The sequence below is a fragment of the Erwinia sp. JUb26 genome, assembly GCF_003751505.1.
GTDB lineage: Bacteria > Pseudomonadota > Gammaproteobacteria > Enterobacterales > Enterobacteriaceae > Erwinia.
The window spans coordinates 911,655-937,303 of sequence record NZ_RJVB01000001.1 but is presented as its reverse complement, the minus strand read 5'-3'; the positions used below and the strand labels follow the sequence as shown (position 1 = coordinate 937,303).

Annotated in this window: 25 protein-coding genes, 1 pseudogene and 1 other annotated feature; of the genes and pseudogenes, 16 read left to right on the top strand and 10 right to left on the bottom strand. The window is 55.6% G+C overall.

All coding sequences use genetic code 11. The features are described from left to right. Window positions 1-78: 78 nt before the first annotated feature. Together EC836_RS04480 and hxpB are read right to left on the bottom strand one after the other, a co-directional pair. Window positions 79-681, bottom strand: a complete 603-nt coding sequence (locus EC836_RS04480; protein ID WP_123330477.1) for a metal-dependent hydrolase — start codon at window positions 679-681, stop codon at window positions 79-81. A 184-nt stretch (window positions 682-865) separates the two neighbouring features. Further along, complete coding sequence (gene hxpB, locus EC836_RS04475) at window positions 866-1,537, bottom strand: hexitol phosphatase HxpB (protein WP_123330475.1); 672 nt, start codon at window positions 1,535-1,537, stop codon at window positions 866-868. A 182-nt stretch (window positions 1,538-1,719) separates the two neighbouring features. Here hxpB and EC836_RS04470 point away from each other — a divergent pair, with 182 nt between their 5' ends. Next, a complete protein-coding gene (locus tag EC836_RS04470; RefSeq protein ID WP_123330474.1) occupies window positions 1,720-2,259 on the top strand; it encodes a YniB family protein in 540 nt (179 codons plus the stop codon). 42 nt (window positions 2,260-2,301) lie between these two features. Here EC836_RS04470 and EC836_RS04465 read toward each other — a convergent pair whose 3' ends face one another. Further along, on the bottom strand, window positions 2,302-3,195 hold the full coding sequence (locus tag EC836_RS04465) for a fructosamine kinase family protein (RefSeq protein ID WP_123330471.1): 894 nt from the start codon (window positions 3,193-3,195) through the stop codon (window positions 2,302-2,304). Window positions 3,196-3,297: 102 nt separating this feature from the next. Then, a complete protein-coding gene (gene ghoS, locus EC836_RS04460) occupies window positions 3,298-3,591 on the bottom strand; it encodes a type V toxin-antitoxin system endoribonuclease antitoxin GhoS (RefSeq protein WP_123330469.1) in 294 nt (97 codons plus the stop codon). A gap of 290 nt (window positions 3,592-3,881) precedes the next feature. Here ghoS and EC836_RS04455 point away from each other — a divergent pair, with 290 nt between their 5' ends. The 14 genes and pseudogenes from EC836_RS04455 (at window position 3,882) to EC836_RS04395 (ending at window position 16,718) form a co-directional block, all read left to right on the top strand. After that, entirely contained in the window at window positions 3,882-4,637 is a 756-nt protein-coding gene (locus EC836_RS04455) for a YdiY family protein (RefSeq protein ID WP_123330467.1), read from the top strand. A 302-nt stretch (window positions 4,638-4,939) separates the two neighbouring features. Further along, a complete protein-coding gene (gene thrS, locus EC836_RS04450; RefSeq protein ID WP_123330464.1) occupies window positions 4,940-6,868 on the top strand; it encodes a threonine--tRNA ligase in 1,929 nt (642 codons plus the stop codon). A gap of 3 nt (window positions 6,869-6,871) precedes the next feature. Further along, window positions 6,872-7,423, top strand: a complete 552-nt coding sequence (gene infC / locus EC836_RS04445) for a translation initiation factor IF-3 (RefSeq protein WP_123330463.1) — start codon at window positions 6,872-6,874, stop codon at window positions 7,421-7,423. A 92-nt stretch (window positions 7,424-7,515) separates the two neighbouring features. Further along, window positions 7,516-7,713, top strand: a complete 198-nt coding sequence (gene rpmI / locus EC836_RS04440; protein ID WP_010275699.1) for a 50S ribosomal protein L35 — start codon at window positions 7,516-7,518, stop codon at window positions 7,711-7,713. A gap of 40 nt (window positions 7,714-7,753) precedes the next feature. Further along, window positions 7,754-8,110 carry a 50S ribosomal protein L20 gene (gene rplT, locus EC836_RS04435; RefSeq protein WP_105594995.1) on the top strand — a complete coding sequence of 119 codons (357 nt, stop codon included), beginning with the start codon at window positions 7,754-7,756 and terminating at the stop codon, window positions 8,108-8,110. A 119-nt stretch (window positions 8,111-8,229) separates the two neighbouring features. Continuing rightward, window positions 8,230-8,354 (top strand) — a sequence feature (Phe leader region). Further along, window positions 8,238-8,279, top strand: a pseudogene (locus EC836_RS24810) (hypothetical protein). (Overlaps the previous feature by 42 nt.) 78 nt (window positions 8,355-8,432) lie before the next feature. Next, a complete protein-coding gene (gene pheS, locus EC836_RS04430; RefSeq protein ID WP_123330461.1) occupies window positions 8,433-9,416 on the top strand; it encodes a phenylalanine--tRNA ligase subunit alpha in 984 nt (327 codons plus the stop codon). A gap of 15 nt (window positions 9,417-9,431) precedes the next feature. Further along, on the top strand, window positions 9,432-11,819 hold the full coding sequence (gene pheT, locus EC836_RS04425) for a phenylalanine--tRNA ligase subunit beta (protein ID WP_123330459.1): 2,388 nt from the start codon (window positions 9,432-9,434) through the stop codon (window positions 11,817-11,819). Between the two features lie 4 nt (window positions 11,820-11,823). Further along, complete coding sequence (gene ihfA / locus EC836_RS04420) at window positions 11,824-12,123, top strand: integration host factor subunit alpha (RefSeq protein ID WP_004157378.1); 300 nt, start codon at window positions 11,824-11,826, stop codon at window positions 12,121-12,123. Between the two features lie 141 nt (window positions 12,124-12,264). Next, entirely contained in the window at window positions 12,265-13,245 is a 981-nt protein-coding gene (gene btuC / locus EC836_RS04415; protein ID WP_123330457.1) for a vitamin B12 ABC transporter permease BtuC, read from the top strand. A gap of 47 nt (window positions 13,246-13,292) precedes the next feature. Next, window positions 13,293-13,838, top strand: a complete 546-nt coding sequence (locus tag EC836_RS04410; RefSeq protein ID WP_123330455.1) for a glutathione peroxidase — start codon at window positions 13,293-13,295, stop codon at window positions 13,836-13,838. After that, entirely contained in the window at window positions 13,839-14,579 is a 741-nt protein-coding gene (gene btuD / locus EC836_RS04405) for a vitamin B12 ABC transporter ATP-binding protein BtuD (protein ID WP_123330453.1), read from the top strand. A gap of 73 nt (window positions 14,580-14,652) precedes the next feature. Then, complete coding sequence (locus EC836_RS04400; protein ID WP_123330451.1) at window positions 14,653-15,111, top strand: C40 family peptidase; 459 nt, start codon at window positions 14,653-14,655, stop codon at window positions 15,109-15,111. A 167-nt stretch (window positions 15,112-15,278) separates the two neighbouring features. Then, window positions 15,279-16,718, top strand: coding sequence for a protein adenylyltransferase SelO (locus EC836_RS04395; protein ID WP_123330449.1), 1,440 nt, complete (start codon window positions 15,279-15,281; stop codon window positions 16,716-16,718). Here EC836_RS04395 and EC836_RS04390 read toward each other — a convergent pair. The 6 genes from EC836_RS04390 to EC836_RS04365 form a co-directional block, all read right to left on the bottom strand. After that, window positions 16,715-17,494, bottom strand: coding sequence for a heme ABC transporter ATP-binding protein (locus EC836_RS04390; protein ID WP_123330447.1), 780 nt, complete (start codon window positions 17,492-17,494; stop codon window positions 16,715-16,717). The two genes, EC836_RS04395 and EC836_RS04390, sit on opposite strands and share 4 nt — an antisense overlap. Next, window positions 17,487-18,488 (bottom strand): iron ABC transporter permease, encoded by a 1,002-nt coding sequence (locus EC836_RS04385; protein ID WP_123330445.1) that lies wholly within the window; start codon window positions 18,486-18,488, stop codon window positions 17,487-17,489. The genes EC836_RS04390 and EC836_RS04385 overlap by 8 nt, the downstream gene beginning before the upstream one ends. Further along, complete coding sequence (locus tag EC836_RS04380; RefSeq protein ID WP_123330443.1) at window positions 18,485-19,306, bottom strand: hemin ABC transporter substrate-binding protein; 822 nt, start codon at window positions 19,304-19,306, stop codon at window positions 18,485-18,487. Before EC836_RS04380 ends, EC836_RS04385 begins: the two co-directional genes overlap by 4 nt. Further along, a complete protein-coding gene (locus tag EC836_RS04375) occupies window positions 19,303-20,334 on the bottom strand; it encodes a hemin-degrading factor (RefSeq protein WP_123330441.1) in 1,032 nt (343 codons plus the stop codon). Before EC836_RS04375 ends, EC836_RS04380 begins: the two co-directional genes overlap by 4 nt. Before the next feature lie 255 nt (window positions 20,335-20,589). Next, on the bottom strand, window positions 20,590-21,636 hold the full coding sequence (locus EC836_RS04370; RefSeq protein ID WP_123330439.1) for a 3-deoxy-7-phosphoheptulonate synthase: 1,047 nt from the start codon (window positions 21,634-21,636) through the stop codon (window positions 20,590-20,592). Window positions 21,637-21,779: 143 nt separating this feature from the next. Further along, the gene (locus EC836_RS04365; protein WP_105594982.1) at window positions 21,780-22,613 is read right to left on the bottom strand and encodes a pyruvate, water dikinase regulatory protein; all 834 of its coding nucleotides are present in this window, start codon (window positions 22,611-22,613) and stop codon (window positions 21,780-21,782) included. Between the two features lie 471 nt (window positions 22,614-23,084). Between EC836_RS04365 and ppsA the strand changes: the two genes are divergently transcribed. Continuing rightward, window positions 23,085-25,463, top strand: a complete 2,379-nt coding sequence (gene ppsA / locus EC836_RS04360; protein ID WP_123330437.1) for a phosphoenolpyruvate synthase — start codon at window positions 23,085-23,087, stop codon at window positions 25,461-25,463. Window positions 25,464-25,649 lie beyond the last annotated feature (186 nt).

The window sequence follows — 25,649 nt, the reverse complement described above, 5'->3', positions numbered from 1 at the left end:
TAGGGCAGTGGCGGAATGGTAACAGTTTGGAATGGTGCAGGTTTATATCCAAAAGCTATTAATTATAACTTTTCGTGTTTATTTGCTTAATTGCTGTTCTGGTTGGGCGTTAATTATTCTACTAATACTGTTTTGCACGGTATTCATTACGGAACTGGGCCATCCGCCCGCACCAAAATGCTGCATTCCCGGCGGGAAAAACATCGCATAGCCGACCAGCGCCAGGCATAACATGCGCTCCAGCTGATTGCCTTTCTGACTGTTGAGCAACGGTAATCGAAAACGCCAGCGGCAGGGCCAGAGCAGCGGCACACCCGCGGGCGTCAGCATATCGGCGACAATATGGCTGAGATAACCCAGCACCATTCCCTGAAACGCATCGGCGGGAATGATCCAGCCGTCGGGGAGTTTCATCTGTAGCAGCGCCACGCCGCCGGCAACGGCCAGCAGGCTGTGGGTAAACCCCCGATGGCCAAAAGCGCGGGCAATCGGCTGAGACAGCCATTTAAGCCGCTGACCGAGCAGCGACTTCGGGTGATCGATATCAGGAAGCAGACAGGTCAGCAGGGTAGCCGGAATAATGTGCCACCAGTCGGCGCTGGCCAGAACCGGGGTCAGTTCGGCACGCTTGGCAAAAATTGCGCTGGCAATGGCAAAAATAAGATGGCCCTCGGCCGTCATGGAGAATACCTGGCTACATAGCTGTCAATGCATCCAGTATAGGGAATATATACAGTAGAATAAATATGTGACGCTGTAACGAAAGATAAATATTTTGTGCCCGGATTAACATTTATACAACGCAGGCGTCAACATTGCCGTGACGTCAGCTATCCGGGCAATAAAAGTCAGGAAACGGGCCCGGTTAACGGCCGAGCAAATGCTGGCTGGTCAGCTCATTTAACGACGTGAGCTTAACATCTGCCAGCGCCCAGCGCGGATCGGCAGCGTACTCCTCATCCGGCACAACAATTGAGCGCATGCGCGCGGCTTTCGTGGCGATCATGCCGTTGAAGGAGTCTTCCAGCGTCACGCAGTTAAGCGGGTCCACGCCCAGTCGAGTTGCGGCATCGATGTAAACCTGCGGGTGCGGTTTGCTGTAGGGCAGGGATTCGGCAGAAGCAAGAATCTCGAAGTGACTACGGATGTTAAACATTTCCAGCACCCGCTCAAGCATGAATAGCGGAGAGGCGGAGGCCAGGGCGATCTTCAGCCCTGAGCGTTGGCAAAGCTGCAGCGCGTGTTCCACGCCTGGCAGCAGCGGGCGTGTTTCTTCCACCAGTTCCAGTGACCGGTTGATAACACGCTGTGTGACTTCCTCCTGAGTCGGGCCGTTCCACGGCAGTGTTTCATACCACATACGAACGACCTGATCGATGCGCAGGCCCAGCGTATCGGGCAGCTCCTCGCGGCGGCTCATATCGATGTCCAGCGTGCTGAAAATATCCAGTTCTGCCTGGTGCCAGAGGGGTTCGGAGTCGATCAGCAGGCCATCCATATCAAAAATGGCGGCAACGACGGGGCGGTGATAGGACATTTTGTGGCTCCATTAAACGGTTTATGTCATTTTAACATGAACATCGCACTGACCTAAAATCACTGCCGGCCATGACCCCGTTGCAGGGGGGCATAACGCAGCGGTGTGAATCGCATTTAGCAGGCACTTTTCGCTTAGTACAGGTAAACTATCGGCGAAATATCATATGGACAGGAGAATGCATGACTTATCAACGGGCTGGCCAGATCGCGATCGTCAAGCGAATTGCAGGCTGGATTATCTTTATCCCTGCGCTGCTATCCACGCTGATTTCGCTGCTGGGTTTTCTTGAAAAAAGCCAGGAGCAACGTGACGGCATCAATGCGGTAATGCAGGATTTTACCCATGTGATGATCGATATGATCCGCTTTAATACCGGATTTTTGCACAGTTTCTGGACCAACTCGCCGGTGCCGAATTTTAACGGCGGCAGCAATATCCTGTTCTGGGTGATTTATATGCTGATTTTCGTCGGACTGGCACTTCAGGCTTCCGGCGCGCGCATGTGGCGCCAGTCCCGGCATCTGCGTGAAGGGATTGAAGATCGGATGATTCTGGAGCAGGCCAGAGGAGACGAAGGTTTGAGCCGCCAGCAGCTGGAAGAGAAAATTGTGGTGCCACGACACACCATTTTCCTGCAGTTTTTCCCGCTGTATATATTGCCGCTGATCGTAGCCGTGGCCGGATATTTTGTGCTGAAGCTACTCGGTTTTATTCTGTAAACCGCCTGCTTCTGTAAACCGCCTGCGCGCGCAGGCTGGCATTCAGGCCAGCTGTGCGCGCTTGTTACCCAACTCATCCTCGTCCAGCAGCGCAAGTACCGCACGCTGTGCCTCGCCCAGCCAGCTGCCGCCAAACACATTCGCCCGATTAAGCAGGTAGTAAAGCTGATAAACCGGCTGCCGCTGACTGTATCCATCCGGAAGCGGCCACACCGACTGATAGCCTTGCAGGATCTCTGCAGGAAGATCGGGATACCAGCTGAGCATTGCCAGGTCGCACTCTCTGTCGCCCCAGTAGCAGGCGGGATCGAAGATCCACGGGCCGCTGCTGCTGCCTGCGCAGTTGGCGGGCCATAAGTCGCCGTGCAGCAGCGACGGTTCTGGATGATGCGACGCCAGAATGCTCTGTGCGCAGCGGGTAATTAATTCGATATCGCCGTACTGGATACCTTTTTCCGCAGCCAGCTGCAGCTGCCAGCCGATGCGCTGCTCGGCAAAGAACAGTGACCAGCGGCGGAGCCAGCTGTTAGGCTGCGGTGAGGTGGTGATATTGTTATCAAAATCGAGGCCAAACTGTGGCTGCTCGCTCCACTGATGCAGGCGCGCCAGCTGTTCACCAAGTGTTCGGGCCGTGACGGCATCCAGCGGGCTGGGCTGGATGAACTCCAGCAGGAGGAAACTGGCATCGCGGACGCTGCCGACGCCGTAAACTTGAGGTACGCGCACGGTGCCACTGCGTGCCAGCAGCTGGAGCTGATCGGCTTCCCAGGTGAATAAATCCAGCATCTCTCGCTGATTGCATTTGACGAACACCTGCTGCTTACCGTAATGCAGAAGCCAGGCAGGGTGGACGTCGCCGCCCGGTAGCTCTGTGCGTTGGGTGATTTCACCGGGACCAAGCTGTTCATTCAACAAACGATTGATGGCTGACCACATAGGAAGCTCCTCTTTTGTACGCCGTGAACAGGGTTACCGTATCGCTTAAAGGATAACCAGTCTGCGCGTTAATGCACGTTAATCGTACATTTTTACAAAAACTTAGCTTTGATCCTGCGTATTAAAAGATGCAAACGTCTGGACTTCAACCTCCGGCTGCTCCCCCAGAACCAGTTCGCCCACGCTGGCCGCCTGCTCCCTGAGTTCATCGATCGACAGAGCGCTGACGATGCCGAAATTGTTGGTGCCCAGTTCGTGCGGATGCCCTTCGGCGTCGTTGAGCGTGGTTGAAAAGCCGGCATTTAACATCGTGCTGTTGAGTTCGAGCAGATTAGCGAGCCCGCTTTCATGGTAGCGAAAGGTCACAACGTATTGGGTTACGGCGGAAGAACTCATGGCTTACCTCTTTGTTAGAAAACTCCTTTCAGCATAGGCCATCCCCCGGACGGGGTGGAGGAGATGGCTAGAGATATTTCTTATTTACAGCCTGATGTTTTCCCGTCAAATACCCTCTATAATGCGCGCCGTTAATGGGAATGTTCTCATTCATCGAGTAGATTTGTCATGATGCTTGATAAAAAGAGTGATTTAACAAATTGTTACGTTTATTACCGTAAATTGCGTTGATCGTCCTTCAAAAGGCTTCAGACTTACTCTTTTCAAAACTGCCGTACGGGTCACATTAAATGAAAGCGCTTAGTAAACTGTCTGTCGTTCTGCTGCTCTCCGGGGGAGCACTGTGTCAACAAGCCCTGGCTGATAACAACGTATTTACGGTTATGGATGACCCGAGCACCGCGAAGAAACCTTTCGAAGGCAATGCCGCAGCGGGCTACCTGGCTCAGAGCGGAAATACCAAAAGCTCATCCGCCACGGCAAATACCAATATGACCTGGTATCAGCCAAGCACGGCTTACAGCCTGTGGGGCAATGCGAGCAACACCTCATCTAACGATGAGCGCTCTTCTGAGACCTATCAGGTTGGTGGACGTACGCGTTACAACATGAACAGCGCGGACTACCTGTTTGGCCAGGCGAGCTGGCTTAGCGACCGTTTTAACGGTTATGACGGTCGTTCGATTCTGGCCGCAGGTTATGGTCGCCAGCTGCTGAACGGTCCGGTGCACTCACTGCGTGTGGAAGCCGGTCCTGGTGTGCGTTATGACGATTTCCATGAAGGCGGCCATGAAACTCAGGCGCTGGCCTATGGCGCATTCAGCTACCAGTGGCAGTTGACCGATACCACCAAATTCATTCAGGGTGTATCCGTACTGGGTAGCGACGATACTACCGTTAACTCAGAAACCGGCCTGCAGGTGGCGATCAACGACCACTTTGCGTTGAAGCTGGCTTACAACGTGACCTGGAACCAGAATCCTCCAGAGTCTGCGCCGGAAAGAACCGACACCAAAACCTCGGTATTACTCTCCTACGCGATGTAATGCACTACGGGCCGAATATTCGGCCCGTTTTTCTTTTGGCATAATGCCAGCCTGCCCGTAATGCCTGTTTCCCCCCGCTGCAATTTAATCCCGCGCCGTGCAATTAGCCGCTATGACGTGTAAGATACTACACCTTCAAAGGTTTCTCTGATTCTGAGCCACTTTTGAGTCTGTGTACCAGACCGTGTACCAAACCGGCAAATGTGAGCGGGTTTTAAGTGCTAAGGGTCTGGTTTATAAAGTAAAACCAATGTTTGTATGTAGCCTTGCGTATGGGTTACCACTGCAATTAAGGATGTTACATGCCAGTGATTACTCTTCCTGATGGAAGTAAGCGTTCGTTTGACCACGCCGTAAGCGTGATGGATATTGCCCTGGATATCGGTCCTGGCCTGGCGAAAGCCTGTATTGCCGGACGGGTAAATGGTGAGTTGGTGGATGCGGTTGATCCAATCGCTGAAGATGCCAATGTGGCCATCATCACAGCCAAAGACGAAGCCGGTCTGGAAATTATTCGCCACTCCTGTGCACACCTGTTAGGTCATGCGATTAAGCAGCTGTGGCCAGATACCAAAATGGCTATCGGTCCGGTGATCGACAACGGTTTCTACTATGATGTTGACCTCGATCGCACCCTGACGCAGGAAGATATCGAGCAGTTGGAAAAGCGTATGCACCAACTGGCCGAAACCAATTACGACGTCGTTAAACAGAAGGTTAGCTGGCAGGAAGCGCGTGACGCCTTTGCTGCACGTGGTGAAACCTACAAAATGACCATTCTTGATGAAAACATCAGCCATGACGATCGTCCTGGTCTGTATCATCACGAAGAATATGTCGATATGTGCCGGGGTCCGCACGTACCGAATATGCGTTTTTGCCATCACTTTAAGCTGCAGAAAATCTCCGGTGCCTACTGGCGCGGCGACAGTAATAATAAAATGCTGCAGCGTATCTACGGCACCGCATGGGCCGACAAGAAGCAGCTGGCGGCATATCTGCTGCGTCTGGAAGAAGCGGCAAAACGCGACCATCGTAAGATTGGTAAGCAGCTTGACCTGTATCATATGCAGGAAGAAGCACCGGGCATGGTTTTCTGGCACAACGACGGCTGGACGATCTTCCGCGAGCTGGAAGTGTTTGTGCGCACCAAGCTGAAAGAGTACGAGTACCAGGAAGTGAAAGGTCCGTTCATGATGGACCGCGTGCTGTGGGAAAAAACCGGCCACTGGGAAAACTACAAAGAGGCGATGTTCACCACTTCTTCTGAGAACCGTGAATACTGCATTAAGCCAATGAACTGCCCGGGTCACGTGCAGATCTTTAACCAGGGGCTGAAGTCGTACCGCGATCTGCCGCTGCGTATGGCTGAATTTGGTAGCTGTCACCGTAACGAGCCGTCAGGCGCACTGCACGGTCTGATGCGTGTTCGTGGCTTTACTCAGGACGATGCCCATATCTTTTGTACCGAAGAGCAAGTGCGTGATGAGGTAAACAGCTGCATCAAGATGGTGTACGACATGTACAGCACCTTTGGCTTTGAAAAGATCGTGGTTAAGCTTTCCACGCGTCCTGAAAAGCGTATCGGTACTGACGACCTGTGGGACCGCTCCGAGGCCGATCTGGCCGCCGCGCTGAAAGAAAACGATATTCCGTTCGAATATCAGCCGGGTGAGGGCGCTTTCTACGGTCCTAAAATTGAATTTACCCTGCATGACTGCCTCGACCGTGCATGGCAGTGCGGCACCGTACAGCTCGACTTCTCGCTGCCGGGCCGTCTGAATGCCTCTTATGTGGGTGAAAGTAATGAACGTCAGGTGCCGGTGATGATTCACCGTGCAATCCTGGGGTCCATGGAGCGCTTTATCGGGATTTTGACCGAAGAATATGCCGGTTTCTTCCCGACCTGGCTTGCTCCAGTACAAGTTGTGGTAATGAATATTACCGATGGCCAGTCCGAATATGTTGCAGAATTGACTCGAAAACTGCAGAATGCGGGCATTCGTGCAAAAGCGGACTTGAGAAACGAGAAGATTGGCTTTAAAATCCGTGAACACACTTTACGACGTGTCCCGTATATGTTGGTCTGTGGTGATAAAGAGGTGGAATCTGGCAAAGTAGCCGTTCGCACCCGCCGCGGTAAAGACCTGGGAAGCATGGACGTAAACGAAGTGATCGCGAAACTGCAGAATGAAATTCGCAGTCGCAATCTTCATCAATTGGAGGAATAAAGTATTAAAGGCGGAAAACGAGTTCAACCGGCGCGTCCTAATCGCATTAACAGAGAAATTCGCGCCACTGAGGTTCGTCTGACTGGCGTCGATGGCGAACAGATTGGTATTGTCAGTCTGGATGAAGCTTTAGAAAAAGCTGCAGAAGCAGGCGTTGATCTTGTCGAGATCAGCCCTAACGCCGAACCGCCCGTTTGCCGTATTATGGATTACGGCAAGTTCCTTTATGAAAAAAGCAAATCTTCTAAGGAACAGAAGAAAAAGCAAAAAGTTATCCAGGTTAAGGAAATTAAATTCCGTCCTGGTACCGATGATGGCGACTATCAGGTAAAACTACGCAACCTGATTCGCTTTCTGGAAGATGGCGATAAAGCCAAAATCACACTGCGTTTCCGCGGTCGTGAGATGGCGCACCAGCAGATCGGTATGGAAGTGCTTAACCGCGTCCGTAAAGATCTGTGTGAAGATATCGATCTGGCAATTGTCGAATCCTTCCCTACGAAGATCGAAGGTCGCCAGATGATTATGGTGCTCGCTCCCAAGAAGAAACAGTAGGCCCTAAAGTAATCCTGCCGTGCGCTTCGGCGTGCGGTGTGATTCGCCTGTCTGGTTCATTTTATTAACAATGCGAAGTGGATATTTTTTAAATGCCAAAGATTAAAACTGTACGTGGCGCGGCCAAGCGCTTCAAGAAGACCGCTTCTGGCGGCTTCAAGCGTAAACACGCTAACCTGCGTCATATTCTGACTAAAAAATCTACTAAGCGTAAACGCCACCTGCGTCCGAAAGGTCTGGTGTCTAAAGGCGATCTGGGTCTGGTTATTGCCTGCCTGCCGTACGCATAAGTATTTTTTTAAACTTTCAGAATATTAACAGGAGAGCTAAATGGCTCGTGTAAAACGTGGTGTAGTTGCTCGCGCACGTCACAAAAAAATCTTAAAACAAGCTAAAGGTTACTACGGTGCACGTTCACGTGTTTACCGCGTTGCCTTCCAGGCAGTTATCAAAGCTGGTCAGTATGCTTACCGCGACCGTCGTCAGCGTAAGCGTCAGTTCCGTCAGCTGTGGATCGCGCGTATCAACGCAGCAGCCCGCACTAACGGTATTTCTTACAGCCGTTTCATCAATGGCCTGAAAAAGGCTTCTATTGAGATCGACCGTAAGATCCTGGCTGACATCGCCGTATTCGACAAAGCAGTCTTCTCTGCTCTGGTAGAAAAAGCGAAAGCAGCTCTGGCGTAAGCCAGATTTGAAGAGGGGGAGCTTGTCTCCCCTTTTTTATTGCCTGTAACCTAAGCAAAAGATTGACTTTTCTGCCTCCGGGTATTTCAATAGAACGGTTCCCGCAAGCAACCAGGTAACAATAAGCATGAACGCTAATTTTCGTTTCTTTTTTTACTTTAGCACCTGATTATCGGGGGCTTTTGCGCAAAGAAAAGAAACGAAAAATCGCGCTAAAAGCCTCCCTAGTGGAGGCTTTTTTCGTTTCGGTGCTGAATACGTAACGATGTTATCGTAAAGACTAAAAACAGACCGGCCACGGTGGCTGGAAGAAGAGGAAAGCATGTCACATCTCGCAGACCTGGTGGCGCAAGCGAAAGCCGCCATCAATGATGCCCAGGATGTCGCCGCGTTAGATAACGTGCGCGTCGAATACCTGGGGAAAAAAGGGCTTCTTACCCTGCAGATGACTACCCTGCGTGAACTGCCAGCGGAAGATCGCCCGGCAGCGGGTGCGGTAATCAATGAAGCTAAACAACAGGTGCAGGATGCGCTCAATGCGCAAAAGAACGTGCTGGAATCTGCGGAGATGAACGCGCGTCTGGCGCAGGAGACTATCGACGTCTCCCTGCCGGGGCGTCGTATTGAAAATGGCGGTCTGCATCCGGTCACCCGTACCATCGACCGTATTGAAACCTTCTTCGGCGAACTGGGCTTCTCGGTAGAAACCGGACCGGAGATCGAAGATGACTATCATAACTTTGATGCGCTGAATATCCCCGGCCACCACCCGGCGCGCGCCGACCACGATACGTTCTGGTTTGATGCCAAACGCCTGCTGCGTACTCAGACCTCCGGCGTGCAGATCCGCACCATGGAAACCCAGCAGCCGCCGATTCGCGTTATCGTCCCGGGCCGCGTTTATCGTAATGACTACGATCAGACTCACACCCCGATGTTCCATCAGATGGAAGGCCTGATCGTTGATAAAAACATCAGTTTCACCAATCTGAAAGGTACGCTGCACGATTTCCTCAACAACTTCTTCGAAGCCGATCTGCAGGTGCGTTTCCGTCCTTCCTATTTCCCGTTCACCGAACCGTCCGCGGAAGTGGATGTGATGGGTAAAAACGGCAAGTGGCTGGAAGTGCTGGGTTGCGGCATGGTGCACCCGAACGTGCTGCGCAATGTCGGGATCGATCCGGAAGTTTATTCCGGCTTTGCCTTCGGCATGGGTATGGAGCGTCTGACCATGCTGCGCTATGGCGTGACCGATCTGCGCGCCTTCTTCGAAAATGATTTACGTTTCCTCAAACAGTTTAAATAAGGGCGGGTAAAACCAATGAAATTCAGTGAACTCTGGTTACGTGAATGGGTCAATCCGGCCATTGACGGCGAAGCCCTGTCCGACCAAATTACTATGGCTGGCCTGGAAGTTGACGGCGTAGAGCCCGTTGCCGGTGCTTTTCACGGCGTGGTGGTGGGTGAAGTGGTGGAATGCGGCCAGCACCCTAACGCGGATAAACTACGCGTTACCAAAATCAACGTGGGCGGCGATCGCCTGCTGGATATCGTCTGCGGCGCTCCAAACTGCCGTCAGGGCCTGAAGGTGGCCGTTGCTACCGTCGGTGCCGTCCTGCCGGGTGACTTCAAAATTAAGGCTGCCAAGCTGCGCGGCGAGCCGTCTGAAGGCATGCTGTGCTCCTTCTCCGAGCTGGGTATTTCCGACGATCACCAGGGCATCATCGAGCTGCCGCTGGATGCAGCCGTTGGCACCGATATCCGTGAATACCTCAAGCTGGACGACAGCACTATTGAAATCAGCGTGACGCCAAACCGCGCTGACTGCCTGGGCATTATCGGCGTAGCGCGCGATGTCGCGGTGCTGAACAAGCTGCCGCTGGTTGAACCGGAAATTGCTCCAGTGGCGGCAACGCTGAACGATACTTTCCCGATTAGCGTGTCTGCGCCGGAAGCCTGCCCGCGCTATGTGGGCCGTGTAGTTAAAGGCATTAACGTCAAGGCAGCAACCCCGCTGTGGATGAAAGAGAAGCTGCGTCGCTGCGGCATCCGTTCTATCGATCCGGTCGTGGATATCACCAACTTTGTGCTGCTGGAACTCGGTCAGCCGATGCACGCCTTCGACCTAGATCGCATCAATGGAGAAATCATTGTGCGCCTGGCGGAAGAGGGCGAAAAGCTGACCCTGCTGGACGGCAGCGAAGCCACGCTGAACAGCGACACGCTGGTGATTGCCGATGCCGGTAAGGCGCTGGCGATGGCCGGTATCTTTGGTGGTGAACACTCGGGCGTTAATGAAGAAACCCAGAACGTGCTGCTGGAATCTGCGTTCTTCAGTCCGCTGTCGATTACCGGACGTGCGCGCCGTCACGGCCTGCATACCGATGCGTCCCACCGCTACGAGCGCGGCGTTGACCCTGCGCTGCAGCACAAAGCCATTGAGCGCGCTACGCGCCTGCTGCTGGATATCTGCGGTGGTGAAGCCGGTCCTTTGATCGATGTCACCAGTGAACAGCATCTGCCTAAACGTGCCACTATCACGCTGCGCCGCGAGAAGCTGGATCGCCTGATTGGCCATGTCATTTCCGATGCGGATGTCACCGATTTCCTGACCCGCCTGGGCTGTGAAGTCACCGTCGGTAACGGCGAGTGGCAGGCGAAGGCACCAAGCTGGCGTTTCGATATGGAGATTGAAGAAGATCTCGTGGAAGAAGTGGCCCGCATCTACGGCTACAACAATATTCCGCACGTTCCGGTCCAGGCCTCTCTGGAGATGACTCAACACCGCGAAGCGGACCTGTCCCTCAAGCGCGTGAAGTCTCTGCTGGTCGATAAGGGCTATCAGGAAGCAATCACCTACAGCTTCGTTGACCCAAAAATCCAGGCGTTGCTGCATCCGGGTGAAGAGAGCCTGCTGTTGCCAAGCCCGATTTCCATCGAAATGTCTGCGATGCGTCTTTCACTGTGGAGCGGCCTGCTCGGCGCGGTGGTCTATAACCAGAATCGCCAGCAGTCTCGTGTACGCCTGTTTGAGAGCGGCCTGCGCTTTGTGCCTGATAGTCAGGCAAACCTGGGTATCCGTCAGGAGGTTATGCTGTCTGGCGTGATCGCCGGCAATCGCATTGAAGAGCACTGGGATCTGGCGCGTCAGGCCGTTGACTTCTATGATTTGAAAGGTGATTTAGAGTCTCTGCTGGAACTGACCGGCAAGCTCGATGAGATCCAGTTTGTAGCAGAAGCCAATCCGGCGCTGCATCCGGGGCAGAGCGCAGCAATTTATTTACGCGGCGAAGCCATCGGATTCATCGGTGTAGTCCACCCGGAACTTGAGCGAAAACTGGATCTTAACGGCCGTACGGTGGTGTTCGAACTGCTGTGGGATAAGGTCGCAGACCGCGTCCTGCCTGATGTCAGCAGCATTTCGCGCTTCCCGGCAAACCGCCGAGATATTGCCGTTGTTGTGGCTGAAAATGTCCCGGCAGCAGATATCATCACAGAGTGTAAGAAAGTTGGCGTAAATCAGGTAGTTGGCGTAAACTTGTTTGACGTGTACCGTGGTAAGGGCGTAGAGGAGGGTTTCAAGAGCCTCGCTATCAGCCTGATTTTGCAAGATACCAGCCGGACACTCGAAGAAGAGGAGATTGCCGCTACCGTTGCAAGATGTGTAGAGGCACTGAAAGAGCGATTCCAAGCATCCTTGAGGGATTGAACCTATGGCGCTTACAAAAGCTGAAATGTCTGAATATCTGTTTGAGAAGCTTGGGCTTAGCAAACGGGATGCCAAAGAGCTGGTAGAACTGTTTTTCGAAGAAGTGCGTCGTGCTTTGGAGAACGGTGAGCAGGTCAAACTGTCAGGATTTGGCAACTTCGACCTTCGCGACAAGAATCAACGTCCGGGACGTAACCCGAAAACCGGGGAAGACATCCCGATTACGGCCCGTCGGGTAGTGACTTTCCGTCCTGGCCAGAAGTTGAAGAGCCGGGTAGAAAACGCTACACCGAAAGAAGACTGATATTCGCAATTCAAAAAGGCCGCGCAAGCGGCCTTTTTCATCTCTGCGTGATGCAAAGTTTTCATCTCCGGTCAACGGCACTTCCATTTTCCCCATTTCCCTCTAAAATTAACTCTCTGTTTTCTCTCCAAAACGTCGCTTATGACCCTGCTTTCTCAACAGATTACGCGTGCAAAACGGCGCTCAAGGATTTGGCTCGGCGCGCTGGCGATATTTTGTCTGCTCCTGCTGCTGCTTAGTCTGTGCGTTGGCGAACGCTGGATCCCGCCTACGCGCTGGCTAACGGCCGATGCCGATCTGTTTGTCTGGCAGCTGCGCCTGCCGCGTACGCTGGCAGTCCTGCTGGTGGGAGCCACGCTGGCGGTCGCGGGCGCGACGATGCAGGCACTGTTCAATAATCCGCTGTCCGAACCGGGCCTGCTGGGCGTCTCCGCCGGGGCGGGCGTCGGGCTGGTGCTGGCCGTGTTTGTGGGTAACGGCGACCCGTGGGTGATGAGCGTCAGTGCCATTGCCGGAGCGCTGTTTATCACGCTGTTATTGCTGCGTTTCGCCCGTAGGAATCTTTCCGGCAGCCGCCTTCTACTGGCGGGGGTGGCGCTGGGGATCGTCTGTAGCGCGATCATGACCTGGGCGGTTTATTTCAGCAGCAGCCTCGATCTGCGGCAGTTAATGTACTGGATGATGGGCGGCTTCGGCGGGCTTGGCTGGAACGAGCGCTGGCTGATGCTGGCGCTGGTGCCGGTTTTGCTCTGGCTGACCACCCGCTCAAGGGTGCTTAACCTGCTGGCGCTGGGGGAAAGTTCTGCCCGCCAGCTGGGGTTGCCGCTGGTGCTGTGGCGTAACCTGCTGGTGCTGGCGATTGGCTGGCTGGTGGGCGTCAGCGTGGCGCTGGCCGGCGCGATAGGCTTTATTGGCCTGGTGGTACCGCACATATTGCGTCTGAACGGCCTCAGCGATCACCGTACTCTTTTACCCGGCTGCGCCCTCGCCGGGGCGGGCGTACTGCTGGCGGCGGATATTATCGCCCGCGTGGCGCTGAACGCTGCTGAACTGCCGGTGGGCGTGGTCACCGCCACGCTGGGCGCACCGATTTTTATCTGGTTATTATTGAGCAACCGTTAGCCGCTGTGCTTGTGCGGCTATCCATCCACGTTAAACAGGAATATTCAATGAGCATTTTTGCAACAGAACTGACTACGCTGGACGGTGAGAAAACCACGCTGGCACAGTGGCAGGGCGATGTCCTGCTGGTGGTGAACGTCGCCTCAAAATGTGGCCTGACACCGCAGTACTCTCAGTTAGAAAATCTGCAAAAGGCCTGGCATGATAAAGGGCTGACGGTGCTGGGCTTCCCCTGCAATGCATTTCTGGAGCAGGAGCCGGGTACCGAAGCGGAAATCAAAACCTTCTGCAGCACTACCTACGGCGTCACCTTTCCGATGTTCAGCAAAATCGAGGTGAACGGACCGCAGCGTCATCCGCTCTATGCGCAGCTGGTTGCCGCACAGCCACAGGCCGTGGCTCCGCAGGGCAGTGGTTTCCTCGAGCGTATGACCAGCAAAGGCCGCGCGCCGAAGCAGCCGGGCGATATTCTGTGGAACTTCGAAAAATTCCTGATTGGCCGCGACGGTCGCGTACTGCAGCGCTTCTCGCCGGATATGGAGCCGGAGGATGAGGTTGTGGTCAGCGCCATCAAACAGGCGCTGGCGGGCTAAATGCTGCTGGAAATCCGCCAGGCAAGCGTTGATCGGCGTCTGTTTCCCTTTAGCGCAGCGGTTGAGCGTGGTCAGCTGATCCATCTGGTGGGGCCAAACGGCGCGGGTAAAAGCTCGCTGCTGGCCTCGCTGGCCGGCCTGCTCAACGCGCAGGGAGACATTCTGCTCAACGGTGAGCCGCTGGCGGAGTGGGCCGGGCCGCGTCTGGCCCGGCATCGCGCCTTTCTGCCGCAGCAGCAATCGCCCTCGGCGCAGATGCCGGTCTGGCACTATCTGATGATGCACGAAGTGCAGCAGGCTTCCGCCACTGAGCCGCTGCTGATGCATTTTACCGATGCGCTGCAGATTAGCGATAAGCTACAGCGTCCGCTGGGGCAGCTATCCGGCGGCGAATGGCAGCGGGTTCGGCTCGCCGCCGTTTTTTTACAGGTCAGCCAGCCGGAAGGACAGCTGCTGCTGCTGGATGAACCGATGACGGGGCTGGATATCGGCCAGCAGGCCGTGTTTGACCGGCTGATTCCGGAACTGCTTAATCGTGGCGTAACGGTGATCATGAGCAGCCACGATTTGAACCATACGTTGCGGCACGCCGACTGCGTGTGGCTGATGCGGCCCGGGCAACCCGCGTTACAGGGCAAGCCGGAGCAGATCCTGACGCCGGAACACCTGTCAGCGCTCTATCAGGTGTCTTTCCGCCAGCTGCAGGTGGAAGGGCGGCCTTTTCTGACGACCTTCGCGTAACCGTACGCTAACGCTGTCAGCACGGCGAGTTTGCCGCTAAAGTTAATATTCCGACTCCAGAGGATGGTGTGCTATGCGTTACTGGTTTGTGTTGATGATCGTTATTCTTGCCGGCTGCAGCAGTCATGCCCCTCCGCCTAAAACGCAGCTGGCCGATCGGATAATGGTGATTGCACAGCTCGACGATCAGCTCTCGCAGTGGCACGGCACGCCTTATCGCTACGGTGGCATGAACCGGGGCGGAGTCGACTGTTCGGGTTTTGTCTATCTGACCTTCCGCGACCGCTTTGATTTACAGCTGCCCCGCACCACGTCAGCCCAGACCGACGTAGGCACGCGCATCAGTAAAGATGACCTGCTGCCCGGAGATCTGGTGTTTTTTAAGACCGGCAGCGGCGAAAACGGTCTGCACGTGGGCATTTATGACACCGACAATCAGTTTATCCACGCTTCGACCAGTCAGGGCGTGATGCGCTCCTCACTGGATAACGTTTACTGGCGCAAAGTGTTCTGGCAGGCGCGAAGAATCTAACCGGACAAGCGCGGCGTTGACCGGCTTTGCCGGCCCGTTAATCCGATGCAGCGGGAAGAAAGCAGAATAACCCTTCATAGTCTCCGTGTTTTATCCGCGCTCCGCGATTTACACTAGCTCCAGTATCTGTCTGCGGGGATATTCCCGCGGGCAATGATGGAGACAGCATGCAATTTAATAATACGTGGTTCCAGGAACTGAGCGGCTGCTACAGCGCCGTATCGCCCACACCGCTGGCGAATCCGCGTCTGCTTTACCGCAACGCGGCGCTGGCGCATGAACTCGGCCTGGGCGACGACCTGTTCAACGCGGAGAATGTGGGGCTGTGGAGCGGCGACCGCCTGATGGACGGCATGCAGCCGCTGGCGCAGGTTTACAGCGGCCATCAGTTCGGCGTCTGGGCGGGTCAACTCGGTGACGGTCGCGGACTGCTGCTGGGTGAGCAGCAGCTGGCCGACGGGCGTAAAATGGACTGGCACCTGAAGGGAGCCGGGTTGACGCCCTGGTCGCGGATGGGTGACGGCCGCGCGGTGCTGCGCTCCACGCTGCGTGAGTTTTTGGCCTCGGAAGCCATGCACGCGCTGGGGATCCCCACCACCCGCGCACTGACCATCGTTGCCAGCGATGAGCCGGTCTACCGCGAAACCACCGAACGCGGTGCCATGCTGCTGCGGGTTGCGGAAAGCCATCTGCGCTTTGGTCACTTTGAGCATTTTTACTACGCGGGCAATCAGCAAAAAGTGAATGAGCTGGCCGATTACGCCATTCGTCACCACTGGCCGCATTTACAGCATGAAGCCGATAAATACCTGCTGTGGTTCAGCGACGTGGTGAAGCGCACCGCGCGGCTGATCGCCAACTGGCAGAGCGTGGGATTTGCCCACGGCGTAATGAATACCGATAACATGTCGATCCTCGGCCTGACGTTGGACTACGGTCCTTATGGTTTCCTCGACGATTACCAGCCGGAATTTATCTGCAACCATACCGACCATCAGGGTCGCTACAGCTTCGAAAATCAGCCGATGATTGGGCTGTGGAACCTGAATCGTCTGGCTCACGCGCTTTCCGGGCTGATGACCACCGAGCAGCTAAAACAGGCGCTGGCAAATTATGAACCCGAGCTGATGCGCGCCTGGGGCGATAAAATGCGCGCGAAGCTGGGGCTGATGACCGCCGACAGGCACGATAACGATATTCTGACCGGTTTGCTGTCGTTAATGACCCGCGAGGGGAGCGACTATACCCGCACCTTCCGGCTGTTAAGCGACAGCGAGCAGCAGCAGTCGCGCTCACCGCTGCGCGATGAGTTTATCGATCGCGAGGCGTTTGACGGCTGGTATAACGTCTGGCGTCAGCGGGTCCTGCAGGAAGAGCGCAGCGATGAGGATCGCCAAAGGGCAATGAAGCAGGCTAATCCGGCGGTGGTGCTGCGTAACTATCTGGCACAGCAGGCTATTGAGAAGGCGGAACAGGACGACACCAGCGCGCTGGTGAGACTCCACCAGGCGCTGTCCAGTCCGTTTGAGGATGTAGCCGAATTCGCCGATTTGGCCCGTCGACCGCCGGACTGGGGTAAAAAAATCGAGGTCAGCTGCTCCAGCTAGCGGCGTAGGGCCACCTGTGGCACCCCTTCGATCTGATGAGGGTGCACCATCACGTCGGCGTGATACCAGCGCGTCAGCGTCTCTTCATCCAGCACGTCGGCCGGCGTGCCTTCGGCCACCAGTTTTCCCTGCGCCAGCAGCATCACGCGATCCGACCACAGCGAAGCGAGATTCAGGTCGTGCAGCACGCAGCAGACGCTGAGCGGATGCCGCTGGGTCAGCTGCGACAGCAGGCGTAGCAGGTGCTGCTGATGATAAAGATCCAGCGCCGAGGTTGGCTCATCGAGGAACAGCCAGCCGCGCGGCCCGTCCTGCTGCCACAGCTGCGCCAGCGCGCGGGCCAGCTGTACCCGCTGCTGTTCACCGCCGGAAAGCTGCAGGAAGTCGCGATTCGCCAGATTGGCGCAGCCGGTCAGCGCCATGACTTCCTGAACGATCGCTTTCTGCGGCTGACCGGGCCAGGGCGCGCGGCCCATCGCCACGACATCCGCCACGCTTAGCGGGAAGGTCATCGTCGTCTGCTGACGCATCACGGCCCGCTGCTGTGATAGCTTTGCCGGTGACCAGCCCGCAAGCGGCTTGCCGTTAAGCGAACACTGACCACGCTGCGGGGTATAGAAACCGGTCAGCAGGCGCAGCAGGGTCGATTTACCGGCACCGTTTGGTCCGATTAGCGACACCAGTTCACCGGGGTTCAGCGTGAGTGAGATATCCTCAATCAGCCAGCGTTGACCAAGCTGATAGCTGATTCCGCTGGCCGTTAATGACTCATCCATTCATACCTCCACGGCGGCGCAGGATCAGCCACAGGAACCAGGGCCCACCGATCAGGCTGGTGAGCAAACCGACCGGCATTTCCGCCGGTGCCACCAGCGTACGAGCCAGCGTGTCCGAAATCAGCAGCAGAATAGCACCGCTGAGCAGGGAAGAGGGCAGCAGCCAGCGATGATCGCCGCCGAGCCAGAAGCGCATCAGATGCGGCACCACCAGGCCGATAAAGCCGATAATACCACTCACTGACACCGCCGCGGCGACCAGCAGCGCACTGAGCACCAGCAGGTAGCGCTGGGTGCGCGGCACGTCAACGCCAAGATAGTGCGCTTCTTCCTCGCCCAGCTGCAGCAGATTCAGGCGGCCTGCAAGGCGCTGGACCAGCACCATCGCCGGTAGCACCACTGAGGCACAGACCAGCACGGTTGGCCACTGCGCTGAAGCCAGGGTACCCATCCCCCACAGCGACAGCTGACGCAGTTGCTGATCGGTACTGACCCACGAGAGAACGCCAACTGCTGCACCGCAGAGGGCGTTGATCGCGATTCCGACCAGCAACAGCCGACTCAGCCCACTAAAGCCCTGACGGCTAAGCAGGAAGATCAGCACCGTTACCGCGATGCTGCCGATAAACGCCGCCAGCAGCGGAACATACAGCGCGAAAATTCCCGGCAGAGAGACAGACATGACGATGGAGAACGCCACCGCCAGCGCCGCACCGCTGCTGATCCCCAGCAGGCCGGGATCGGCCAGCGGGTTACGGAACAATCCCTGCATCACGCAGCCGGAGAGCGCCAGTGCGCCGCCGACGATCACCGCCAGCAGCACGCGCGGCAGACGAATGGTGTACCAAATCTGCCACAGACTGCTGTCCGTTCCGGCATGCCACAGCATCGGCAGCGACAGTTTCATCGCCCCGATATTGGCTGCGCTGACGGCGAGCGCCAGCAGCAGCAGCAGTAAAATGCCCAGCCAGCGTAAGGCGCGTGCTGACATCACTTAATGGTTTCCGCGGTCTGACGCAGCTTCAGAATGGCCGCCGGGGTATCAATACCGAATCCGAGCAGGGCCATATCGTCCACCACCAGCAGCTGCTTGTTTTTCGCCGCCGGCGTCAGCGCCAGACCAGGCAGTTTCCACAGGTTTGCTTCACCGCCGACGGTTTTCAGGCCATCGGTAGTAATCACAATCAGCTGTGGTGCACTGGCCACCACGCCTTCCTGTGACAGCGCCTGATAACGGTTGACCGAGGCCATGGCGTTTTGCAGACCGGCCGCCTGGATAGCGCTGTCGGCAGAGGTGCCGCTACCCGCTGCCATGGTGCCCATTCCCTGATGCGCAAGGATAAACAGCACTTTCACCGGCAGCTGAGTCTTGGGAATACTGGCCAGCTCGCTGGAGATTTTCGCCTGAAGCGCTTTACCTTCCTGCTCGCGGTGCAGCGCAACGGCGACGGTTTCGATTTTCTGGTTGATCGCGGAGACATCGGTCTTACCGGTGACATCGACCACTTTTACGCCGTTTTTTGCTACCTGCTCCAGCGCCAGCGCCGGTTTAGCCAGTTCGGTAGTCAGCACCAACGTGGGTTTCAGCGCGAGGATCCCTTCCGGGTTCAGCATGCGCATATAGCCGACGTCGGGCAGTTTTTTCACTTCTTCCGGATGCAGGCTGGTGGTGTCACGCGCGACCAGGTCTTTCTGCCCGTTCAGAGCATAGACAATCTGCGTCACGTCGCCGCCGATGCTGACGATACGCTCAGCGGCCAGGGTAGAAAACGACAGCGGTACAACGCAAAGCGCGGCTAACCATGATTTCATGCTGAAACTTCCTCGCTGCTGAGGGTTGCTAACTGTTCACGCCACTGCGTCTGTTCAGGCTGGCCTTCACTACGCTGTCCGTAAAGCTGGGCGATCTGCGTACCGTCGGCGGCGAAAAGCTCAAGGCTGGTGACAATGCCGTCAGCGGTCGGTTTACGGGTGATCCAGGTTTCGGCAATTTCCAGTTCCTGCAGGTGCAGGGTGAACGCCGGGTTGAAAATATTCAGCCAATTGTGCATCGGCATCAGTTTCTCAATGACGCCGGTGAAAATCTGGGTACAGGCACGATTGCTGACGAAAATCATGATCTCGTTACCGTCACGCTTAACGGTATCCAGCAGCGTAGCCAGAGAAGCATTGCTGACGCGGGTGGCCAGATCGTCGGCGACGGCGTGGAAAGCCTGCTGGCGGGAAACGTTATGGCGCTTCAGCAGACGGAAGAATTGGTGCACGTCGGTCATTGCACGCCACTCGCTTTCCAGCAGCGCGGCATCCACGCTGTCGGCGAAGCTGGTCGGTTCGGCGGCAGCAACGCTGAACTCAGCGGCCGGTTCGGCTTTGAACTCGGCGAGCACCGCCTGCCAGGCATCCATATCGGTTTTATCGGTGGTGTACACTTTCAGCACCGCATCACCCTGGCGATCGAAGAACTGAATGCTCTGGCGTTCGCCGTGACCGGTCATTTCCTGCAGGTGGAATACGCTGGCCCACTGATTGACAAACACGCGCAGATCCAGCGCGCGCGGGTTCAGTACGATCCCGGCATGTTCATTAATATGGATATTATTAAAGGTGCCCAGCTGCTCGTGAACCGCATATTCGTTGCGGGTGATGCATTTGGTTTCACCAACTTTTTCCAGCGCGTGCAGCAGTTCGCGCATGGCAGGGCGCAGCGCAGCAGCCTGATGGCCAACGCGTGCGGCGGTCAGTTCGGCTTCGCTGATCCCCATCAGCGCGGCAAGGTCGCGGGCATATTTTTTGGGATGCTCTTCTTTTAATTCGGTGTAACGTTGATAGTGCGCTGTCATTGCTGCTCCTCACAAAGTTCATCCACTGACAATCGTCAGTGACAATCATTACCACTGATGGCTGGTAAAATCATAACTGCCGATCGCCTGTTTGGGCGCGATCGCACAGATAGCCGTTGATAGAAAAAGGATATTCATTATCAGAATGATAATCATTATCAGGGAAAGATAGCGGTAATCAAGCAGAAATTCAGCTTATTGGAGGGGGAGAGCATAGAAGATGAAAGACTGGCCATAAAATGGCCAGCCGAAAGATTAAAAACGACTGTCGACGGCATCAGCGAGCTGCGCCAGAACGGCGGCGCTGTCATCCCATCCGAGGCAGGGATCGGTAATGGACTGGCCATAGGTCAGCGGTGTATCCGGCAGGACTTTCTGCGTGCCTTCCTGCAGGAAGCTTTCGATCATTACCCCGGCAATTGCCGTTGTGCCGCTGCGGATCTGTGCTGCGACCGAATCGGCGACGTCCTTTTGCCGGCGATGCTGCTTAAGGCAGTTGCCGTGGCTGAAATCGATCACCATCTGCGGCGGCAGGCGATGTTCGGTGAGCGCGGCGGCGGCTTCGGCAATGTCTTCCGCATGGTAATTCGGCTGCTTGCCGCCGCGCATAATGATATGGCCGGAAGGATTGCCGCTGGTCTGATAGATGGTCATCTGCCCCTGCTTGTCCGGGGAGAGGAACATATGACTGACGCGGGCAGCGCGAATGGCATCTACCGCGATGCGGATATTGCCGTCTGTGCCGTTTTTAAAGCCTACCGGGCAGGAGAGTGCCGAGGCCATTTCCCGGTGGATCTGGCTTTCGGTGGTGCGCGCACCGATAGCGCCCCAGCTGATCAGGTCGGCAATAAACTGCCCGATCACCATATCGAGGAATTCAGTGGCGGTGGGCATGCCCAGCGCATTGATATCCAACAGTAGTTTGCGCGCCACTTCCAGCCCGTGATTAACGCGGAAGCTGCCGTCCAGATCCGGGTCTGAAATCAGTCCTTTCCAGCCCACCACCGTGCGCGGTTTTTCAAAATAGGCGCGCATCACGATTTCCAGTCGGGACTGGTACTTATCGCGCAGTACTTTAAGGCGGGAGGCATACTCCAGCGCCGCGGCGGGATCGTGCATCGAGCAGGGGCCGATCACCACCAGCAGACGCTTATCCTCGCCCGAAAGAATGCGGGCAATACGCTGGCGGGAGGTCATCACATTTTCGGCTACGGCAGCGCTAATAGGCTGTCTGGCCAGCAGTTCGGCAGGCGTTATCAGGCTGTCGATGCGCGCGGTCCGCAGTTCATCTGTTTTGTTCATCGGCTTCTCTAAATTTTTGTCTTCGCAACGGCAGGAATACCGGGAAGTAATGGCGATCACCTTAAAGCAAACGGCGATGATTTCAACCACCGCCGCAGGATAAATGCCATAAAAAAACCACAGGCCATTCGGCCGCTGCGGGCTCAGTACATACGGCGCGCCAGCCCCATGATATCGAGGATCTTGGTGGCGATTTCCTCGACCGAATAGTTGGTACTGTTAAGGTAGCGGATCTGATTGGTGCGGAACAGCGCCTCAACTTCACCGACTTCCAGACGGCACTGACGCATGGAGGCGTAACGAGTATTCACCGCGCGCTCCTGACGAATCGCCGCCAGACGTTCCGGGTCGATGGTTAAGCCAAACAGCTTGTTTTGAAACGGCTTGAGGGCGGGCGGCAGCTTGAGGTTATCCATATCATCCGCAATGAAGGGGTAGTTTGCCGCTTTGATGCCAAACTGCATTGCCAGATAAAGGCTGGTCGGTGTTTTGCCGCAGCGCGACACGCCCAGCAGGATCACCTGAGCTTCCTCCAGACCGCGCAGTGAGATGCCGTCATCGTGGGCCAGCGTGTAGTCAATGGCGGCGATGCGCGCGTCGTATTTGCCCAGATTGCTGGCGGTCAGGCCGTGGGTGCGGTTAGCAACGGGGGCCGGGGCAACGCCCAGCTCCTGCTGCAGCGGCGCCACCAGCGACTGAACGATGTCCTGGCAGAAGCCGTCACTTTGCAAAATGATCTCGCGAATTTCCGGCGTAACGATAGAGATAAAGACCAGCGGACGGATACCGCTGTGCTGGTAAATGGTGTTGATCTGCGCCTTCACCGCCTGTGCCCGCTGCACATTCTCAACGAAAGGCAGCGTGACGCTGTTGGTCTCCACCGGGAACTGAGACAGTACGGCATGGCCCAGCACCTCGGCGGTTATTGCCGTACCATCTGAAATATAGAAAACACTGCGTTCGGCATTCACGTCCATTTTATCTCCAGAATGAGCTATCCGGGCAGACTAAATTATTTCCGATACAGAAAGCAAACTGTGATTTATTCGACAAAATAAAACAAAAAATTCAAATAAAAGATGATTTGAAATATTTATTCTTATAAAGTCTGCATTATCATTTCATTACGCATAAATGAAATGACGTTTCTGTTTAGTATTCATTTGTTGCGCCCCTTTCTATAAAATCATTCTCAAATGGAATCCTGATTTTGTTGCGCAAACAAATTTGCGCGTTTTTCGAGTGATTCTTTAACTCATTGTAAATAAACAATTATATTTTTTAATTTAATTTCCACGAGTCATTATCCTGCGCAGAGTTGTCTTAAAAACGCCGCCACCGAGTTGCTTGAACGATTCAACACTTTCTCAACCCTCCGATGTTGTGACAGTCTCACTAAGCAATGCTGTATCCCTTATTCCTAATTAAATCTTACAAGGATTGCTTCAATGTCCAATAAAGGCCAATTGCCGCTCGTGCTCTGGTATAACGAACTTGGCATGCACGATGTCGATCGGGTGGGAGGCAAAAATGCTTCTCTGGGTGAAATGATTACTAACCTGTCATCACTGGGTGTGTCCGTGCCGAATGGCTTTGCGACGACCTCTGATGCTTTCAACCAGTTCCTTGATCAAAGCGGCGTTAACCAGCGTATCTATGAACTGCTGGATAAGACCGATATTGATGATATTGATCAGCTGTCGAAAGCGGGTAAGCAGATCCGTCAGTGGATTATTGATACGCCTTTCCAGCCTGAGTTAGAGCTGGCTATCCATCAGGCCTACGACCAGCTGTCCGCTGACGATGCCGACGCGTCGTTTGCCGTGCGTTCTTCTGCAACCGCTGAAGATATGCCGGATGCCTCCTTTGCCGGGCAGCAGGAGACCTTCCTGAACGTGCAGGGCTATGACGCGGTGCTGGTGGCGGTGAAGCACGTCTTCGCCTCACTGTTTAACGACCGCGCGATCTCTTACCGCGTGCATCAGGGTTACGATCACCGTGGCGTGGCGCTCTCTGCCGGGGTTCAGCGCATGGTGCGTTCTGACCTGGCTTCATCCGGCGTGATGTTCACTATTGATACCGAGTCGGGCTTCGATCAGGTAGTATTTATCACCGCCGCGCTGGGTCTGGGTGAGATGGTGGTGCAGGGTGCGGTTAACCCTGATGAATTCTACGTACATAAACCGACGCTGGCCGCAGGCCGCCCGGCCATTGTGCGCCGCAATATGGGATCGAAAAAGATCCGTATGGTTTACGCCGACTCGCAGGAGCACGGCAAACAGGTGGCAATTGAAGACGTGCCGGAAGCCGAGCGCGATCGCTTCAGCCTGACCGACAAAGAAGTTGAAGCGCTGGCCGTCCAGGCGATGCTGATTGAGAAACACTACCAGCGTCCGATGGATATCGAATGGGCGAAGGACGGTCACACCGGCAAGCTGTTTATCGTGCAGGCGCGTCCGGAAACCGTGCGTTCTAACGGCCAGGTGATGGAGCGCTACAATCTGCAGGGTAAAGGCAAGATTCTGGTGGAAGGTCGTGCAATCGGCCACCGTATCGGCGCCGGTGAAGTGAAGGTGATTCACGATATCAGCGAGATGGGCCGCATCGAGAAAGGCGACGTGCTGGTGACGGATATGACCGACCCGGACTGGGAACCGATCATGAAAAAGGCATCAGCGATCGTCACCAATCGCGGCGGCCGTACCTGCCATGCGGCCATTATTGCCCGTGAGCTGGGTATTCCGGCGGTGGTGGGCTGCGGTGACGCGACAGACCACCTGAAGGACGGCCAGAAAGTGACCGTGTCCTGTGCCGAGGGTGACACCGGCTACGTCTATGACGGCCTGCTCGACTTTGAAGTGAAAAGTTCGCAGGTGGATGAGATGCCGTCGCTGCCGCTGAAGGTGATGATGAACGTCGGTAACCCGGATCGCGCCTTTGACTTCGCCTGCCTGCCTAATGAGGGCGTGGGGCTGGCCCGTCTGGAATTTATTATCAACCGTATGATTGGCGTTCACCCACGTGCGCTGCTGGAGTTCGATCAGCAGACGCCGGAACTGCAGCAGCAGATCCGCGTGATGATGAAAGGGTTTGACGATCCGGTTGAGTTCTACATCGCTCGTCTGACCGAAGGGATCGCCACGCTGGGCGCGGCATTCTCGCCAAAGCGCGTGATCGTTCGCCTGTCCGATTTTAAAACCAACGAGTACGCCAATCTGGTTGGCGGCGAGCGTTATGAACCCGAGGAAGAGAACCCGATGCTGGGCTTCCGCGGAGCCGGTCGCTATGTTGCCGATAACTTCCGCGACTGCTTCGCGCTTGAATGTGCGGCAGTGAAGCGCGTGCGTAACGAGATGGGCCTCACCAACGTTGAGATTATGGTGCCGTTCGTGCGTACGGTGGCTCAGGCGAAGGCGGTGGTTGAAGAACTGGAGCGCCAGGGCCTGAAGCGTGGCGAGAACGGACTGAAGATCATCATGATGTGTGAGATCCCGTCCAACGCGTTGCTGGCTGAGCAGTTCCTGGAGTTCTTCGATGGGTTCTCCATCGGCTCCAACGATATGACCCAGCTGGCGCTCGGCCTGGATCGTGATTCGGGCGTGGTGTCTGAGCTGTTCGACGAGCGTAATGATGCAGTGAAGGCGCTGCTGTCGATGGCGATCCGCGCGGCGAAGAAACAGGGCAAGTACGTCGGCATCTGCGGCCAGGGTCCTTCGGACCATGAGGATTTTGCGGCCTGGCTGATGGAAGAGGGGATCGACAGCCTGTCCCTGAATCCGGATACCGTGGTGCAGACCTGGCTGTCGCTGGCCGAGATTAAGAAGTAACGTCATTAAAAAAGGGGGCGTGATGCTCCCTTTCAGACGAGTCGCGGCGGGTTAGCCTGTGGTGATTGTCCGAGCATGATGTTAAAGCCGCTATCGTTTTCGATGGCGGTTTTTTTGTTTACTGGCTGGTAGCTGGTGGATCCGTGCCGGGTTCGCAGCCTGTGCTGCGCCATCCGGGCGGTCCTC

What these genes read in the sequence shown, in the direction of transcription:
- hxpB (WP_123330475.1), bottom strand. Translation starts at nt 1,537, where the DNA reads ATGTCCTATCACCGCCCCGTCGTTGCCGCCATTTTTGATATGGATGGC.
- rplT (WP_105594995.1), top strand. Translation starts at nt 7,754, where the DNA reads ATGGCTCGTGTAAAACGTGGTGTAGTTGCTCGCGCACGTCACAAAAAA.
- EC836_RS04365 (WP_105594982.1), bottom strand. Translation starts at nt 22,613, where the DNA reads ATGGACGTGAATGCCGAACGCAGTGTTTTCTATATTTCAGATGGTACG.
- EC836_RS04455 (WP_123330467.1), top strand. Translation starts at nt 3,882, where the DNA reads ATGAAAGCGCTTAGTAAACTGTCTGTCGTTCTGCTGCTCTCCGGGGGA.
- EC836_RS04480 (WP_123330477.1), bottom strand. Translation starts at nt 681, where the DNA reads ATGACGGCCGAGGGCCATCTTATTTTTGCCATTGCCAGCGCAATTTTT.
- EC836_RS04380 (WP_123330443.1), bottom strand. Translation starts at nt 19,306, where the DNA reads ATGAAATCATGGTTAGCCGCGCTTTGCGTTGTACCGCTGTCGTTTTCT.
- EC836_RS04400 (WP_123330451.1), top strand. Translation starts at nt 14,653, where the DNA reads ATGCGTTACTGGTTTGTGTTGATGATCGTTATTCTTGCCGGCTGCAGC.
- pheT (WP_123330459.1), top strand. Translation starts at nt 9,432, where the DNA reads ATGAAATTCAGTGAACTCTGGTTACGTGAATGGGTCAATCCGGCCATT.
- EC836_RS04410 (WP_123330455.1), top strand. Translation starts at nt 13,293, where the DNA reads ATGAGCATTTTTGCAACAGAACTGACTACGCTGGACGGTGAGAAAACC.
- EC836_RS04390 (WP_123330447.1), bottom strand. Translation starts at nt 17,494, where the DNA reads ATGGATGAGTCATTAACGGCCAGCGGAATCAGCTATCAGCTTGGTCAA.
- ppsA (WP_123330437.1), top strand. Translation starts at nt 23,085, where the DNA reads ATGTCCAATAAAGGCCAATTGCCGCTCGTGCTCTGGTATAACGAACTT.
- EC836_RS04395 (WP_123330449.1), top strand. Translation starts at nt 15,279, where the DNA reads ATGCAATTTAATAATACGTGGTTCCAGGAACTGAGCGGCTGCTACAGC.
- rpmI (WP_010275699.1), top strand. Translation starts at nt 7,516, where the DNA reads ATGCCAAAGATTAAAACTGTACGTGGCGCGGCCAAGCGCTTCAAGAAG.
- ghoS (WP_123330469.1), bottom strand. Translation starts at nt 3,591, where the DNA reads ATGAGTTCTTCCGCCGTAACCCAATACGTTGTGACCTTTCGCTACCAT.
- thrS (WP_123330464.1), top strand. Translation starts at nt 4,940, where the DNA reads ATGCCAGTGATTACTCTTCCTGATGGAAGTAAGCGTTCGTTTGACCAC.
- pheS (WP_123330461.1), top strand. Translation starts at nt 8,433, where the DNA reads ATGTCACATCTCGCAGACCTGGTGGCGCAAGCGAAAGCCGCCATCAAT.
- EC836_RS04375 (WP_123330441.1), bottom strand. Translation starts at nt 20,334, where the DNA reads ATGACAGCGCACTATCAACGTTACACCGAATTAAAAGAAGAGCATCCC.
- EC836_RS04465 (WP_123330471.1), bottom strand. Translation starts at nt 3,195, where the DNA reads ATGTGGTCAGCCATCAATCGTTTGTTGAATGAACAGCTTGGTCCCGGT.
- btuD (WP_123330453.1), top strand. Translation starts at nt 13,839, where the DNA reads ATGCTGCTGGAAATCCGCCAGGCAAGCGTTGATCGGCGTCTGTTTCCC.
- EC836_RS04370 (WP_123330439.1), bottom strand. Translation starts at nt 21,636, where the DNA reads ATGAACAAAACAGATGAACTGCGGACCGCGCGCATCGACAGCCTGATA.
- EC836_RS04470 (WP_123330474.1), top strand. Translation starts at nt 1,720, where the DNA reads ATGACTTATCAACGGGCTGGCCAGATCGCGATCGTCAAGCGAATTGCA.
- ihfA (WP_004157378.1), top strand. Translation starts at nt 11,824, where the DNA reads ATGGCGCTTACAAAAGCTGAAATGTCTGAATATCTGTTTGAGAAGCTT.
- btuC (WP_123330457.1), top strand. Translation starts at nt 12,265, where the DNA reads ATGACCCTGCTTTCTCAACAGATTACGCGTGCAAAACGGCGCTCAAGG.